Origin of the sequence: Clostridium gasigenes (genome assembly GCF_900104115.1) — a bacterium.
In the GTDB taxonomy this organism is placed as follows: domain Bacteria; phylum Bacillota; class Clostridia; order Clostridiales; family Clostridiaceae; genus Clostridium; species Clostridium gasigenes.
The window spans coordinates 1-14,222 of the sequence record NZ_FNJM01000025.1 but is presented as its reverse complement, the minus strand read 5'-3'; the positions used below and the strand labels follow the sequence as shown (position 1 = coordinate 14,222).

Sequence of the window (14,222 nt, the reverse complement as noted above, 5' to 3'; positions counted from 1 at the left end):
AGTTCGGTCCCTATCCGTCGCGGGCGTAGGAAATTTGAGAGGAGCTGTCCTTAGTACGAGAGGACCGGGATGGACCGACCTATGGTGCACCAGTTGTTCCGCCAGGAGCATCGCTGGGTAGCTAAGTCGGGACGGGATAAACGCTGAAAGCATCTAAGCGTGAAGCCTCCCTCAAGATGAGATTTCCCATAGCATAAGCTAGTAAGACCCCTTGAAGAACACGAGGTTGATAGGTCAGAGGTGTAAGTATGGCAACATATTTAGCTGACTGATACTAATAGGTCGAGGGCTTGACCAATTTACAATAATTCATGTGCAATTTTCAGAGAACAAAACTCTGATAAAAAAATATAAGAGACTAAATTAACATTTAGAATCTTAAAATAACTGTTGACAAATAAGTTTAAAACAGTTATACTTAATAAGTAATCTGGTGATGATGGCGTAGAGGAAACACTCCTTTCCATTCCGAACAGGAAAGTTAAGCTCTACAGCGCTAATGGTACTGCACGGGCAGCTGTGTGGGAGAGTAGGACGTCGCCAGGTCAAAACTAGGATCTTTAGCTCAGTTGGTTAGAGCAACCGGCTCATAACCGGTCGGTCTGGGGTTCGAGTCCCTGAAGGTCCACCATATGGGGGTATAGCTCAGTTGGGAGAGCACCTGCCTTGCACGCAGGGGGTCGCAGGTTCGATTCCTGTTACCTCCACCATATTAAAAGTTACGATTTATATCGTAACTTTTTTTGCTTTAATTTAGATATTATTGTAACTGTCGAAAAAGAGAATAAAAACTCTAAAAATTTAGTTATCAATTATTAATTATATATATTATAATTAATAATATATAGTAAAGGTTTAAATAGAGAATAAGATTATTTTTAACAAAACTGGTTTTCATTCATAAACTAGTAAGGTACTTAATGAATATAAAATCAAACAAAACAAACTTTGAAATGGGGAGTGTTTTTTGTGGGCAATAAATCTGGGTTAGAACAAAGGATAATAGAACTAAAATTAGAGAAAAGGGAATTGCTATTAGCAGGAAAGAATATAAATAAGATAGACGAATTAATAAAAGAAGTAGAAGAAGAGATAAAATGTTTAAGATAGGTTGAATAATTATAAGAAAGTTATTATTAGGGCATAAATACATATATGTATTTATGCCCTTTACATTTATAGAGCTAAAAAGAAAATAGACTAGAATATTACTAGTTATTTTAAAAAAGATATTTTAGGCATAGAAACTACTAAGAAGGGTTATATATTAGCAATTATAGAAATAGGTATAGAAGGATAATTAATAAGAATATAGCATATATTTAATAAAATAAACATATTAAAATATGAGGCATATATTTATGTTATTAATTGAGTAAGAGAGAGGTGAGCTTATATGATAAGAACTGTTGTATGTGAAAAAGAGGGATGCAGTGGTAGTAGATTCCATATAGTAACTGATAATAATGAAATAGTATTAACGTGTGACCAATGTAAGAGTGAAAATAAATATGATATAAGTTATTATGATTTCATAATGTTGTCAAATTGTTCTAAATGTAATAATGATACGTTTAAAGTATTTAAAGATACAGATAGAGATGGTGTTTATGCAACATGTACTGAATGTGGTGCGGTTCCTGAAAAAGTATATATAGATCCTGATGGAGCACAAGTATCATATGAAGGGAAATTATTAAATGATATAAAAGATACATTACACCTAGTAGAACAAAGGATGTGTAACTTAGAAGTTAAAGTACAAGATATAGAGAGAGGACAAGGAATGTTAGAGCAATCTTTAGCTTATATTAATAGATATTTAATAGATCGTGATTAATATCTATACAAGTTAAAATTAAATAGTGTATAATTTTTAAGGAGATTAATATATTATTTAATTTAGACATCTTTAAAAATATAATAGTAAATATGAGAGTTTATTTTATTTCATGATTTGTTTATTTAATACAGAATAGCACTACTACTAGTGTATTAAATTTATTTGTTTGTAATAAAATATATATCAAAGTAAAGTCTATTATTTTGAGGATGCTTTAAAACTTAAGGAGAATAGATATGATCAGAAAAAACAAAGTGATATCATGGGTAATGTTATTAGTATGGATGGGAATAATATTCTTTATGTCCAATCAAACGGGTGAGGTATCAGGTAATCAAAGTGATTTGGTAATAAAAATATTTGAGTTTTTAGGTATAAGATTAGATTCGTATTTTGGAGAGTTAGCAACTTTTATAATAAGAAAAGCATCACATTTCACTGAATATCTAATTCTATTTTTGCTTTTATATAGAGTAAATTGTTTGTATATGGGTAAAAGAAATGCTAAATTATATACTTTATTAGGGGTTTTATTATATGCAGGTTCAGATGAAATTCATCAATACTTTATACCAGGTAGAGCAATGGCATTTAAAGACGTGATAATAGATATATCTGGTGGAGGTATGGCTATGATTTTAACATGGATATATGAAAATGTTAAGTCAAATAAGGAGTCTTAAAAAAAATAATAATATCTATATAAAAAGAAGGAAAGTTTTCTAATCACTGTAATAGTGGTTAGAAAAACTCTCTTTTTTTTAACGACGCTTATATTAGGATAATATTCTTTTAGGCTATAATATAGATGAAAATAATCTACATAGACCATTAATAAATCTATCTATTAGTGAACTTTTATCGAAGGTATCTAGACTAAAATCAGTGCAATTTTTAAGATCTTGTAAAAAAATGTTGTTTAAATCCTCAGTAACATATTTATCATATATTACTGTATTTATTTCATAATTCAATTCAAAACTTCTGATATCCATGTTAGCAGTACCTACAGTGCAAATCTCATTATCTACAGTAAGTATTTTTGAATGAATAAAACCTTTATTAGAATATAAATATACTTTTGCGCCACATCTAACTAATTCTGCTATGTAGGTAAGTGAAGCTCTATTTACCATAAAGTGATCTGCTTTTTTAGGATATATTATTTTTACAGTAATGCCGCTTAGTATAGCTATTCTAAGAGTATCAACAAGTGCTTCTGGCGGAATAAAGTATGGCGTAATAATATTTACTTCTGTTTTTGCCATACTGATCATCTTAATTATGCTTTGCATTATTGAAGGATATTCGGAGTCTGGGCCACTTTTTGTAAGTTGCATAACAGTCGAACCTATAGAGGTAGCTGTCTTGAAATAATTTTCAATATTACTTGGAATATTATAATCTTCATTGCAACTTTTTTTTACAATTGAATAGTCATCAAGAAACACTGATTGAAGACCAAGTACAAAATCACCTTTAATCATAAAATGGCAATCTCTCCAATTGCCAAGTTCACCCTTGCCTAAATACTCATCGCCAATATTAATACCACCTAAAAACCCAACTTCACCATCTATAACTATAATCTTACGATGATTTCTATAGTTAATTTGAGTGTTTATAATTCTTAGGAATGGAGCTAAAAAGTGGCTATAGAAAACTACTTCGACACCAGCAGATTTTAACTCTTTAACGTATCGATGACTTAACTTAGAAGAACCAATTCGGTCTATTATAAATCTAACGGTTATACCTTCAAGAGATTTTTTTATTAGAATATCCTTTATTTCGTTACCGATAACATCGTCTTTTACAATATAATATTCTAAATGTATATGATTAGTTGCTTTAAGCAATTCTTTCTTTAAGGCATCAAATTTTTCACTACCTCCATTTAGAACTTTAATGCTATTATTAGTGAACACCGGAGAATAAGAATTTGCTGCTAATAGTTCCATTAAAGATCCATATTTATTTAACTTATGAGAAAACTTTAATGGATATAATAACTCTTTTAAACTAAAGGAAATGGTTTTATCTAGTTTATTTATTTTCCAACTTCGACCTAAAAAAATATATAAAAGTAGGCCTATGGGAGGAAGAAAAATTAATACTAGAATCCAGGCAAGTGTTTTTTCAGGTCTTTTTTTTTCTAGAACAACTACAGTAGAGACTAAGATTATATTTATTAATAAAAAAAACAAAATAATTAATAATAATATATACATTCAAAGACCTCCATGACGATATCAATAATTTTATAAATTTACTATGATATATATTAATAGTATTTCCAGTTTATTAGTTAATTATCATCATAAGGCAAAATAATGAAGAATAAATTAGGGTTTATGTTAAGATTAAAAATAGTATTAAATAGACTATCATATCGACTTGTTATTTTTAAAAAGATTATTAATATAGAAATTGGATAGAATAAAAATAAAGCAAATATCAATATTATTGAAAATTATGGTATAATTGTAATGGAAAATACATTTTGATTATAAATACACACTATGAAGATATACAAATGAAAATATTCAAATTATGTAAAAAATAATAACTAAGTAAGCTGATAGAAAATAACAAGTTAAAGATTTTGAAGATATTTTGTTATAGGAGAAGAACTATAATACAAAATAGACCAGAATTTGATTAGTTATTTATTTGAAGTCTATTAAGGTTTCATGCATATGGATTAATTATTATTTTAATATTAGTTAGAAAGGAAATTAGATTAATGAGGTTAAAAAAAAGAAATTTATTTTACCAAAGAATATTATTTTTGATTTTAGCATTAATAATAATAAAGTATGTATTGTTTTCATATCCACAACCAGGGGTTGCTGATCAAGGAGATTTTCAAAGAGTTATGTCAGAGGGTGGGATAGGATTAATCCATGAAGATATTATAAATCTAGATTTTAAAAGATTTAACGAATATACAGTAACAGATTACTCTATTAAAGATAATGGATTTATTAAATTTGAAAGTAGTACTATTGGATATATAATATATTTTATATCACTTATTTGTAGGTCTATTGGAGAAGATGTATTTAAAACTCAATATTTAGCTGTAATTTACGTTATTATATATGTTTCAGCATTATATATAATAATGAAAAGTATGAACATAAAAAGCAGATTAAAGTTTGGAATTTTAAGCTTATTAAGTTTGTTCGTTTTTTTAGATGGAAATTATTTAATATGGTTTAACAGTCTATATGGTGAGCCTATGATGATTAGTACACTTATGTTATTTATCGCGGCATATAGTTCTTATGTTTATAAAAAATATACACTTAAAGATGATAATAAGATAATAGGTAGAATAGTATTTATATTTATTGCAGCATTTTTATTTGTAGGATCTAAAATGCAAATAATAACAGCCATGCCTATGATAATATTTATGTTAGTTAAAGTATTATTGGATAATAGAAAGGTTATAAGTAAAGTTAATCTTGTGTGTTTATCAGTTTTCTTAGTTATAATATTAATATATCCTATGAGAATAACTATGAAAAATAAAGAGATGAGTAAAGATACTCAATATAATTCTGTGTTTTATGGAGTACTTAATAGTTCAAATGATCCAAAGCAAGATTTAATAGATTTAGGATTAAATTCAGATATGTATGTTGAAGCTGGTAAACATGCTTATTTAAATCCAGATGAATATGTTAAATATGCACCTAAAACAGAAATAACTGAAAATGAATTCTATAGAAAGATGTCAAATGGAAAGTTAGCTAAGTTTTATTTAACGCATCCAATAAGACTTATAGAAGGAATGAAATATACTGCAAACCATGCATTTATAACAGGGACAGGTTTAGGTAAATATTCAAGAAGCTATAGTGAAGAATCTATAAGAGAATTTGATAAATTTACAATATGGTCTAAATTTAGAGAAAATAAATTTCCTAAAAATATTAGGTTTGTTATATTAATTTATACTATGATTTTTTCGGTTTCAATTTATAAATATGTTAAGAATAAAGGTAATAATAAAATTAGAAATAAGATATATATAATTTGGCTTCTAATATTTATAGCAGCACTACAATTCCCTATGCCTTTTGTAGGTAATGGAGAAGCTGATACTACAAAACAATTATTTCTATTCAACTTCATAACTGATGTAATTATTTTAATTTCTGTGTATTGGAGTATATCAAAGGGAATTGATTTTATAGGATGTAAATATAAAAGTATAAAATCGGTATAATGTGAAAGGTGCGTTAGATAATGAAGTTTGATTTGTTAAAATTCATATATTGTAATGCTAAGGATAAGATAAGGAGTAACTGGATATCTATATTTAGATTTGTAATTGTTATAGATATGTTAATAAAGACTACTGTATTTTTAACTATATTAGAAGAGAGAAAAGCTGATAAGTTAATAATAGACAATATAAGTATAAAGTTAAGTTTGGTACATTTGATGTATATTATTCTTGTTTTTTCTTTCGGATATTTACTTTCTTATAATAAGCAAATTATATATTATAATTTATTAAACATCTTTTATAGTATTTTGTTAGTTATGGATTTAGGATATTATAGAATGAATATGGATTTACTAGGTTTAAAAAACATTTTCTTTCCAGGAACATTTAATCCAATGAAGGGAGATATATTTATATTTAAATCATCTGATATACTATTTGTTATAGATATAATTTTAATAATAGTATGGGTATTAGTATGTAAAATAATAAATAATGAAAAAAGAAATTTAATTAAATTTAGTGTAACATTTATAATAGCTACACTAGGCATATTTATTTCATTTATATCCTTAGATGTATTAAGCTTAGCAGGTTGGGATAGAAAAATGTTTGATAAAAGTTGGACAACTCTGATGTCAATTAGAGCACCAGGTCCAATAGGATATCATGGATATGAGGCTATAACAACTTTGAAGAGGGTATTTCATAATCCTAAAGCTGAAGATATGAAGGAAATAGATGATTGGATAGTAAGTAATAATGAGAACTTACTTGATAATGAGTATAAGGGTATGTTTAAAGGTAAGAATGTTATTTTTCTGCAAATAGAGTCTCTAGAAAATTTTGTTATAAATAAAAAGACCAATGGTAAAGAGATAACTCCTATTTTAAATAAGTTAATTAAAGAAGGCTTGTATTTTAATAATATATATGAGCAAAATAATGCAGGTAATAGTATAGATTGTGATTATATGGTTAATACATCTATATTTCCTTTGGGCGGGGATATTACAGCTTTAAATTATGGTGAAGTAGTTTATCCTAATTCATTACAGAGGGTTTTGAATAATCAAGGATATAAAACTATATCTACTCATCCTTTAGAACCTGGAGAGTTTAATTGGTTAGAACTTCATAGAAATGGATTTGGCGCTAGTGAAATTTGGGATGACGATGATTATTTTTATGATGAATATGTTGGGTATGGATTATCAGATAAAAGTTTTTTAAATCAATTAGCTTATAAGATTGATAAAATAAATGAGCCATTTTATCTTCATTCTTCTACGTTAACTAGTCATGGACCATTTAATATAGATGATGAATATAGGGTATTAAATTTACCTAAAAAAATAGATAAAAGTTACTTAGGTGGATATTTCGAGAGTATTAGTTATACTGATAGACAAATTGGTATGTTTATAGACAGGTTAGATAAAGATGGGTTACTTGATGATACAATAGTGGTTATTTATGGAGACCATGGAGGTGTACATAAATATTATAATGATGATATTAAAGATTTATGTTATGAAGGTAATTGGTGGAAAGAATACACTAAAGAAATACCTTTAATAATATATTCGAAAAATGGTCATAAGCAAGCGTTTAATAAGCACGGAGGACAAGTTGATATTATGCCAACTGTTTTATATTTATTAGGGGTAGAGGATTTTAATTATAAAAAAACTTCTATGGGTAGAGTTTTAGTTAATACAAATAGAGATGCAACTGTAATTAAGGGAAATATAATAAAAGGCCAGTGCAAAGATGAAGAAGAGAAAAACAACTTGTTAAAAGCTTATGATATTGGAGAAAAGATAATTAAGAATAATTATTTTAAATATAATAGAAATTGAAGATTAGGGAATTAAATTTAAGAGATTTGAAAGAAAATATATCATATTATCAGTAAATATTTTTTAAAAATCTTTAAGTTTAGATAGAAAGGATAGAATCATGGAGAAATTTATAAAGTTTGGATTAGTAGGGGTGTTAAATACTGCAATAACTATTGGGATATTTAATGTATTAAGATTTGTGGGTATAGACATAATTGTGGCTAATACAATCGGATATATTTGTGGAATAGTGAATAGCTATTTTTGGAATAATAGATGGGTATTTAAAAGTAATAGTAAAGATATAGCTACTGCTTGTAAGTTTATAGTAGTAAATATAGGAACAATGTTTATAAATAATTGCATATTAATTTTATTAGCGCAAAAGATAGGGATAAATGAGGTTATAGCACAAGGCGCATCTTTAGGATTAACAACTATAATTAATTTTATAGGTAATAAAGTGTGGACATTTAATAAATAAAGAAAATGATTAAGACGTAAGGTATGTATTTAAAAGTCAAAGTATTATTAGACATAAGTTTTAGTAAAACAAATAATTAGAGTGAAGGTGATTGTATGGGGAAACTTATATCGGTAGTAGTACCAATGTATTACGAAGAAAAAGTTGTAGGGGAATGTTATAGAAGATTATCAGAAGTAATGAATAATGTTAAATATAATTACGAATTAATTTTTGTTAATGATGGAAGTAAAGATAGAACTTTAAAAATGTTAAAGGAACTTGCAAAAGAAGATAATAGAATTAAAATAATAGATTTTGCAAGAAACTTTGGTCATCAAATAGCAGTCACAGCTGGAATTAAAGAAGCACATGGAGATGCAGTAATTATTATTGATGCAGATCTTCAAGATCCACCAGAGCTTATAGTAAATATGATAGATAAGTGGGAAAATGGATATGAAGTTGTATACGCTAAGAGAAAGAAAAGGGAAGGAGAAACTTTCTTTAAGGTATTAACAGCTAAATATTTCTATAAAATATTAAATGTAATGTCTGATATAGAGATACCAAAGGATACTGGTGATTATAGATTAATGGATAGAAAAGCTGTAGATGTATTTAATAGTATGCCTGAAAAAAATAGGTTTGTAAGAGGGATGGTTTCGTGGATTGGGTTTAATCAAACTTATGTAGAATTTGTTAGAGCAGAAAGATTTGCTGGAGAAACAAAATATCCTTTAAAGAAAATGCTTAAGTTAGCTGAAGATGGAATAGTATCATTTTCAAATAAACCAATAAAAATAATAGGCGGAATTGGTTTATTATTTGTTACTATATTCTTTATTCAAATAATATATGCAATTTGCAATACTATGTTTGGGAATAGAGTTAGTGTGATATTTTACTTATCAAGTTATATTAGTTTAATTGCAGGAATAATACTTGTAGCTATGAGTGTTTTAGGAACATATATAGGAAAAATATTTGATGAAAGCAACGGTAGACCATTATATATAATAAGAGAAAAAGTAAATTTTGAGTTAAATAAGTAAAGAGTAAGAACTGTAGTATATAAAAATAATATATGTATAAATAATTATTACCTGAACAAAATATATATAAGGCTAAGGGTTTAGCGCTTATCATATAGGAGGTTGCATATGCCAAATTATAAAATGGATATAAAGGGAGATTTAGGGGTTAGAGAATATAGTAATATATTTGACTATATGGGTGTTGTAGATAGTAAAGATACTTTTACCATTACATTAGAACAAAGTAAAAAAGAAGATCTAAATACAATAACCTCAATATTAAAGGGTAATAATTTTGAAATAGTAAATGAAGGGTTAAAAAATGACGGTGCCTATTATATTAATGCTAATAAAGAGTAGAGAATAGAGAAAAATTAGGATGGTTATTTTTTGAAGAGGATTAATTTATTAAATATAAATACAACTTCACGAGTCTTTTTTTTATTTTATAAAGTATAATATAATAAGAAGTAGTAAATGGTTGGTATAATTACTATATATTATTAGTGTAATATACTTTAAGTTAAGAGGGGGATTAGTATGACTAATGAAAAATTGAAATTTACAAAAGTGGATAAAAATAATAATTCAATAGAGTTTGTAGTGGCAAAGATTTTATGCAATAATGGGTTAACCGTTTCAACAGCAGAATCATGTACAGGTGGACTGGTTGCTTCAAAATTAATATCCTATCCAGGGATATCGGAAGTATTTAAGGAAGGGGCAGTTACATATTCAAATGAAGCTAAGATAAAAAGACTTGGAGTAAGTGAATTAACATTAGAAAACTTTGGAGCAGTTAGCTATGAAACAGCAATGGAAATGGTTCAAGGGATAGCGAGAGAGGCCGATACTGATGTATCAATTGCTACAACAGGAATTGCGGGACCTGGTGGTGGATCAGTTGAGAAACCCGTAGGATTAGTTTATATAGGAATAAAAGTAAAAGATAAAACTATAGTTAAGAAATTTGAATTTAATGGAAGCAGAGAAGAAGTAAGGAATAAAGCAACTTTTAGTGCTTTAGAAATGCTTGAAAAAGAACTAGAGATGTTTAAATAGAGAAGTGATTTGATAACTATAGCTTTATTAAATTGCTTTTAAATTAGTTTAATAAAGTTATATGGTACAAAAATAATCTCCTTTAAAACTAAAAGTCTTAAAGGAGATTACCTTTTGTATATAAATAAAATGGGGGAGAGGCGATTAACTGTGGAAGCTTACTCGCTTCATTAAAAGTATGCCCACACTAATGATAAGTTATACAATAAATATAAAGAAAATATTATGGAGGATATATATGAAAAAAGTTTTTAAAGCAAATCTATATTTTTTAATTATATTATTATTAGAAATATTTTTACCTTACGGTTTAAGACCTATATACGAGAAGTTTGGGGTAAGTGATGTAAGAATATTATTGGTGTTAAGTCATGCAATAATATTTCTAATACCGGCAATTATTTATGTAATAGTAACTAAATCTTCAGCAAGAGATACTTTTAAATTAAATAAACTTTATTTAAAGGATGTATTATTAATAATATTATTAGGATTTGTATGTCAGCCAATTATGACATTCTTTGCCCTAATAACATCTTTCTTCTTTGAAAATAAAATTGGTGCATTTATGACTGGAATAGGATCAACACCATATATACTTCTTTTAATGTTAGTTGCAGTTTTACCAGCAATTACTGAAGAGGTTACTATAAGAGGTGTTGTACTATCCGGATATGATAATACCAATAAATATAAAGCAGCATTAGTTACTGGATTATTCTTTGGTATGCTACATTTAGATCCACAACAATTTTTATATGCAACAGTACTTGGATTTATATTAGCATTAGTGGTTAGAGCTACAAAAAGTATATTTGCAACAGCAATAATCCATTTCTTAATAAATGGAACATCAGTAACTATGCAAAAGTTAATTAATATTATTTTCGGTAAGGAATATCTAATGGAACAAGCAACAGAAAAATCAGTACAATCACTACCGATAAATGAAAAATTAATAATGGTTGCTGTATTTGGAGCCATAGCCATAGTATTTGCAAGTTTTGTTTATTTAATAATAAGAAAGCTAGAAGAGCGGAATATTAAAAGAGGAATAATAGTATTAGAAAAACATGAAGATTATAGTGGGGATAAAGTTATAAATTGGCCTTTTATAGGATGTATAATAGTATATATAATATTTATGACCATAAGCATAATTGTTAAATAAAAATAGAATAATAGAAAAGTTATTTTTTCGAATTATTAAGATCTTTTAAATACTATATTTAATTATTAAAGCTGAATTTAGCCATAATAAAGGCTAGATTCAGCTTTTTTTAGATTTGTTTAAATAAGTATATGTTTAATTAAAAATTTAATAAGACTTAGCTACATCTTTTGAATTGCTATAAATTGTAGAAAAATTATTTTTATTAATCCAACCACGGGAGTTAATAGTACTATCAATAGGTAATGCTACATAAAACCAAGTTTCATTATTTACTTCAGCACTATCTAAAATACTAACTTCCATTCTTATATTGATGTTTCTAATAGCGGGAGCATCATATAATGGCGCAAGATATAATGAAATATTAGGGTTAGTAATACCAGCTTTAGAAATTGGAGTTGAAAATTTGACGCTAATGTTAATGTTGCTACTAAAATTATTAGTAGATCTACTCTTAGCTAATTTTTTATAATTTGCTCTAAGAGTGGTATATTGATTAGTTGCTATCATTTGTTGCTTTCTAGCTATAGAAAGTTTATAGTCAAAATAAAAATAGCCGCCGGCTATACCAAGTGCTGATATAAAGAATATTATATATTTCAATAGGAGGCTCCTAAAAATTACTATACTATATAATATATTAAAATTAATTTCAAAAATACCAGAATTTCTTATAGTATAGTAATTACCTAATAAATAAAATTTAAGACATTGTATAATAAAAGATAATATAAAACTTGCAAGAATGTAATAAATAAAATAAAAAAAAGTATAAGATAACTCTTTACAAAGTTAAGTAAAAGATTTAATATATAAATATAGGAAAAAAGAAACTAAAGTTAATTATACTTTAAGATTTAATTAAGGAAGTCTTAAGAAGTTTAATTTAGAATAATAATTAACAATTAAAGATATTAAATTTTGGGGGAGAGTATTTATGTTAGAAAAAACAGAGATAACAGAAGAAGATTACGAATGTTTAGCAAAAGGAATAGCTACCGGAGTTGGGATAGGTGTTTTAATAGGTATATTTACAGGTAATATAATATTTACATTTGCATTAGGTGGAGTAATTGGAATACTGATGTCTTTAGGATGCTCATTCTTCAGAAAATATAAAAAAGGTAGTAAGAAAATTATATAGATTGAATTCCCTTTTAAAAATACCGTTGTTATTTGATAACAACGGTATTTTTTTTATTCATTTTCTATTTGCCAATCGATAGGCCTTACACCTATTGATGATAAAAAAGTATTTGTTTTAGAAAAGGGAGTACTACCTAAAAAACCTCTAGATGCAGAAAGGGGACTAGGGTGGGCTGATGTAATAATTAGATGCCTTTTATTAGTTATAAGAAAACTTTTTTTAAGCGCATAATTACCCCATAAGATAAAAACTATAGGTTCGGGTTTATCATTAAGAAGACTTATTATTTTATCGGTAAAAATCTCCCAACCCATATTCTTATGAGAATTAGGGGTGTGAGCTCTTACTGTTAAAACTGAATTAAGTAATAATACTCCTTGATCAGCCCATTTCTTCAAATAACCGTTGTTAGGAATATAGCAATTAAGATCATTATTAAGTTCTTTATATATGTTTAATAAAGAAGGTGGTATTTTTTCACCTATATTAACAGAAAAGCTTAATCCATGAGCTTGGTTTGGACCATGATAAGGGTCTTGACCAAGTATAAGGACTTTTACATCTTTATATGAAGTGAAATTTAGTGCGTTAAATATATTATTCATAGGAGGGTATATTGTTTTAGTATTATATTCATTTACAAGGAAAACTCTTAAGTTTGTGTAGTAATCATTGTTGAACTCATTATTAAGTAGATGTTCCCAGTCATTTATTAAAAAGTTTGTCATTTTTAATCACCTCTAAAGAAAATTATAACTTATTATCAATAGATTTTAAGTCTTTTAATAATAATAGTGCATATATAATTATAGTATTTGGTTAAACTATAATTTAAATACATATAAAATAATATAAAATTTGTAATATATACATATAAAGAGTCGCAAACGGTACCTAGGATATCAATAGTAGTAAATAAGAAGAAAATGAAGAATAAGTTAGAATATTTATTATAATTATGTATAAATAAAGAATTGATGGGAATAATAAATAGAGAAAAGATGTTAAGATAATGAAGTCGCAAGAGACAAACAAAGAAAAAACAACATAACAAATAGTTGTTGACAGAGTTTAAACCGAGTGATAAGATAAAGAAGTCGCAAATGACGAACTAAGAAAAACAGCTTGAAAAAAAGGTGTTGACAAGGTTTAGATGCGGTGGTAAACTAAGAAAGTCGCTTAAGGGTGACTGGAGAAAATGGTCTTTGAAAATTGAACAGATAAATAAAGTTAAGTAATAATAACCAGCAATTCTTTTTGAGAGTCAGCGAATAAAAGGAAACTTAGCTCGAAAGAGATAAGGAGTACTACAAGATTAAACTTTTTAGTGAGAGTTTGATCCTGGCTCAGGACGAACGCTGGCGGCGTGCCTAACACATGCAAGTCGAGCGAGAGGAGTTCTTCGGAAC

Annotated in this window: 13 protein-coding genes, 2 tRNA genes, 3 rRNA genes and 1 pseudogene; 16 read left to right on the top strand and 3 right to left on the bottom strand. The window is 27.2% G+C overall.

Translation table 11 applies throughout. The annotated features are described in order from the left end of the window. From BLS77_RS18780 to BLS77_RS18755, 7 genes are all read left to right on the top strand, one after another. A 23S ribosomal RNA gene (locus BLS77_RS18780) occupies positions 1-298 on the top strand; the annotation flags it as partial. A gap of 131 nt (positions 299-429) precedes the next feature. Continuing rightward, positions 430-546: ribosomal RNA gene (rrf, locus tag BLS77_RS18775) — 5S ribosomal RNA — on the top strand. A gap of 8 nt (positions 547-554) precedes the next feature. Then, a tRNA-Ile gene (locus tag BLS77_RS18770) sits at positions 555-631 on the top strand. A 3-nt stretch (positions 632-634) separates the two neighbouring features. Then, positions 635-710 (top strand) — tRNA-Ala (locus BLS77_RS18765). Between the two features lie 259 nt (positions 711-969). Beyond that, positions 970-1,110, top strand: a complete 141-nt coding sequence (locus BLS77_RS20100; RefSeq protein ID WP_167867633.1) for a hypothetical protein — start codon at positions 970-972, stop codon at positions 1,108-1,110. A 286-nt stretch (positions 1,111-1,396) separates the two neighbouring features. Continuing rightward, positions 1,397-1,840, top strand: a complete 444-nt coding sequence (locus BLS77_RS18760; protein WP_089973611.1) for a hypothetical protein — start codon at positions 1,397-1,399, stop codon at positions 1,838-1,840. 239 nt (positions 1,841-2,079) lie between these two features. After that, positions 2,080-2,526 (top strand): VanZ family protein, encoded by a 447-nt coding sequence (locus BLS77_RS18755; protein ID WP_089973609.1) that lies wholly within the window; start codon positions 2,080-2,082, stop codon positions 2,524-2,526. A gap of 114 nt (positions 2,527-2,640) precedes the next feature. Here BLS77_RS18755 and cls read toward each other — a convergent pair whose 3' ends face one another. Beyond that, the gene (cls, locus tag BLS77_RS18750; RefSeq protein WP_089973606.1) at positions 2,641-4,074 is read right to left on the bottom strand and encodes a cardiolipin synthase; all 1,434 of its coding nucleotides are present in this window, start codon (positions 4,072-4,074) and stop codon (positions 2,641-2,643) included. 515 nt (positions 4,075-4,589) lie between these two features. Here cls and wsfD point away from each other — a divergent pair. The 7 genes and pseudogenes from wsfD to BLS77_RS18715 all read left to right on the top strand — a co-directional run bounded on the left by wsfD (position 4,590) and on the right by BLS77_RS18715 (position 11,663). Next, complete coding sequence (gene wsfD, locus BLS77_RS18745; protein WP_089973604.1) at positions 4,590-6,083, top strand: glycan biosynthesis hexose transferase WsfD; 1,494 nt, start codon at positions 4,590-4,592, stop codon at positions 6,081-6,083. Between the two features lie 20 nt (positions 6,084-6,103). Further along, positions 6,104-7,948 (top strand): LTA synthase family protein, encoded by a 1,845-nt coding sequence (locus tag BLS77_RS18740; protein WP_089973602.1) that lies wholly within the window; start codon positions 6,104-6,106, stop codon positions 7,946-7,948. Positions 7,949-8,048: 100 nt separating this feature from the next. Next, positions 8,049-8,414 carry a GtrA family protein gene (locus BLS77_RS18735; protein ID WP_089973600.1) on the top strand — a complete coding sequence of 122 codons (366 nt, stop codon included), beginning with the start codon at positions 8,049-8,051 and terminating at the stop codon, positions 8,412-8,414. A 95-nt stretch (positions 8,415-8,509) separates the two neighbouring features. After that, positions 8,510-9,448 (top strand): glycosyltransferase family 2 protein, encoded by a 939-nt coding sequence (locus BLS77_RS18730; RefSeq protein ID WP_089973598.1) that lies wholly within the window; start codon positions 8,510-8,512, stop codon positions 9,446-9,448. A 108-nt stretch (positions 9,449-9,556) separates the two neighbouring features. Continuing rightward, positions 9,557-9,790 carry a hypothetical protein gene (locus BLS77_RS18725; RefSeq protein ID WP_089973596.1) on the top strand — a complete coding sequence of 78 codons (234 nt, stop codon included), beginning with the start codon at positions 9,557-9,559 and terminating at the stop codon, positions 9,788-9,790. A gap of 228 nt (positions 9,791-10,018) precedes the next feature. Next, positions 10,019-10,492: pseudogene (locus BLS77_RS18720) on the top strand (CinA family protein); the annotation flags it as partial. A 238-nt stretch (positions 10,493-10,730) separates the two neighbouring features. Then, positions 10,731-11,663, top strand: coding sequence for a CPBP family intramembrane glutamic endopeptidase (locus BLS77_RS18715; protein WP_089973592.1), 933 nt, complete (start codon positions 10,731-10,733; stop codon positions 11,661-11,663). A 147-nt stretch (positions 11,664-11,810) separates the two neighbouring features. On the opposite strand, the gene BLS77_RS18710 is transcribed toward BLS77_RS18715, so the two are convergent. Continuing rightward, the gene (locus BLS77_RS18710) at positions 11,811-12,269 is read right to left on the bottom strand and encodes a hypothetical protein (protein ID WP_089973590.1); all 459 of its coding nucleotides are present in this window, start codon (positions 12,267-12,269) and stop codon (positions 11,811-11,813) included. A 334-nt stretch (positions 12,270-12,603) separates the two neighbouring features. Between BLS77_RS18710 and BLS77_RS18705 the strand changes: the two genes are divergently transcribed. Continuing rightward, on the top strand, positions 12,604-12,810 hold the full coding sequence (locus BLS77_RS18705) for a hypothetical protein (RefSeq protein WP_089973589.1): 207 nt from the start codon (positions 12,604-12,606) through the stop codon (positions 12,808-12,810). A gap of 53 nt (positions 12,811-12,863) precedes the next feature. Here BLS77_RS18705 and BLS77_RS18700 read toward each other — a convergent pair whose 3' ends face one another. Further along, positions 12,864-13,541 (bottom strand): uracil-DNA glycosylase, encoded by a 678-nt coding sequence (locus tag BLS77_RS18700; protein WP_089973587.1) that lies wholly within the window; start codon positions 13,539-13,541, stop codon positions 12,864-12,866. 595 nt (positions 13,542-14,136) lie between these two features. On the opposite strand from BLS77_RS18700, the gene BLS77_RS18695 reads away from it, so the two are divergent. Next, positions 14,137-14,222: ribosomal RNA gene (locus BLS77_RS18695) — 16S ribosomal RNA — on the top strand; the annotation flags it as partial.

Excerpts from the sequence above, each read along its gene's own strand:
- BLS77_RS18760 (WP_089973611.1), top strand. The coding sequence starts at position 1,397 with ATGATAAGAACTGTTGTATGTGAAAAAGAGGGATGCAGTGGTAGTAGA.
- BLS77_RS18735 (WP_089973600.1), top strand. The coding sequence starts at position 8,049 with ATGGAGAAATTTATAAAGTTTGGATTAGTAGGGGTGTTAAATACTGCA.
- BLS77_RS18730 (WP_089973598.1), top strand. The coding sequence starts at position 8,510 with ATGGGGAAACTTATATCGGTAGTAGTACCAATGTATTACGAAGAAAAA.
- BLS77_RS18725 (WP_089973596.1), top strand. The coding sequence starts at position 9,557 with ATGCCAAATTATAAAATGGATATAAAGGGAGATTTAGGGGTTAGAGAA.
- wsfD (WP_089973604.1), top strand. The coding sequence starts at position 4,590 with ATGAGGTTAAAAAAAAGAAATTTATTTTACCAAAGAATATTATTTTTG.
- BLS77_RS18715 (WP_089973592.1), top strand. The coding sequence starts at position 10,731 with ATGAAAAAAGTTTTTAAAGCAAATCTATATTTTTTAATTATATTATTA.
- BLS77_RS18740 (WP_089973602.1), top strand. The coding sequence starts at position 6,104 with ATGAAGTTTGATTTGTTAAAATTCATATATTGTAATGCTAAGGATAAG.
- BLS77_RS18705 (WP_089973589.1), top strand. The coding sequence starts at position 12,604 with ATGTTAGAAAAAACAGAGATAACAGAAGAAGATTACGAATGTTTAGCA.
- BLS77_RS18755 (WP_089973609.1), top strand. The coding sequence starts at position 2,080 with ATGATCAGAAAAAACAAAGTGATATCATGGGTAATGTTATTAGTATGG.
- BLS77_RS18700 (WP_089973587.1), bottom strand. The coding sequence starts at position 13,541 with ATGACAAACTTTTTAATAAATGACTGGGAACATCTACTTAATAATGAG.
- cls (WP_089973606.1), bottom strand. The coding sequence starts at position 4,074 with ATGTATATATTATTATTAATTATTTTGTTTTTTTTATTAATAAATATA.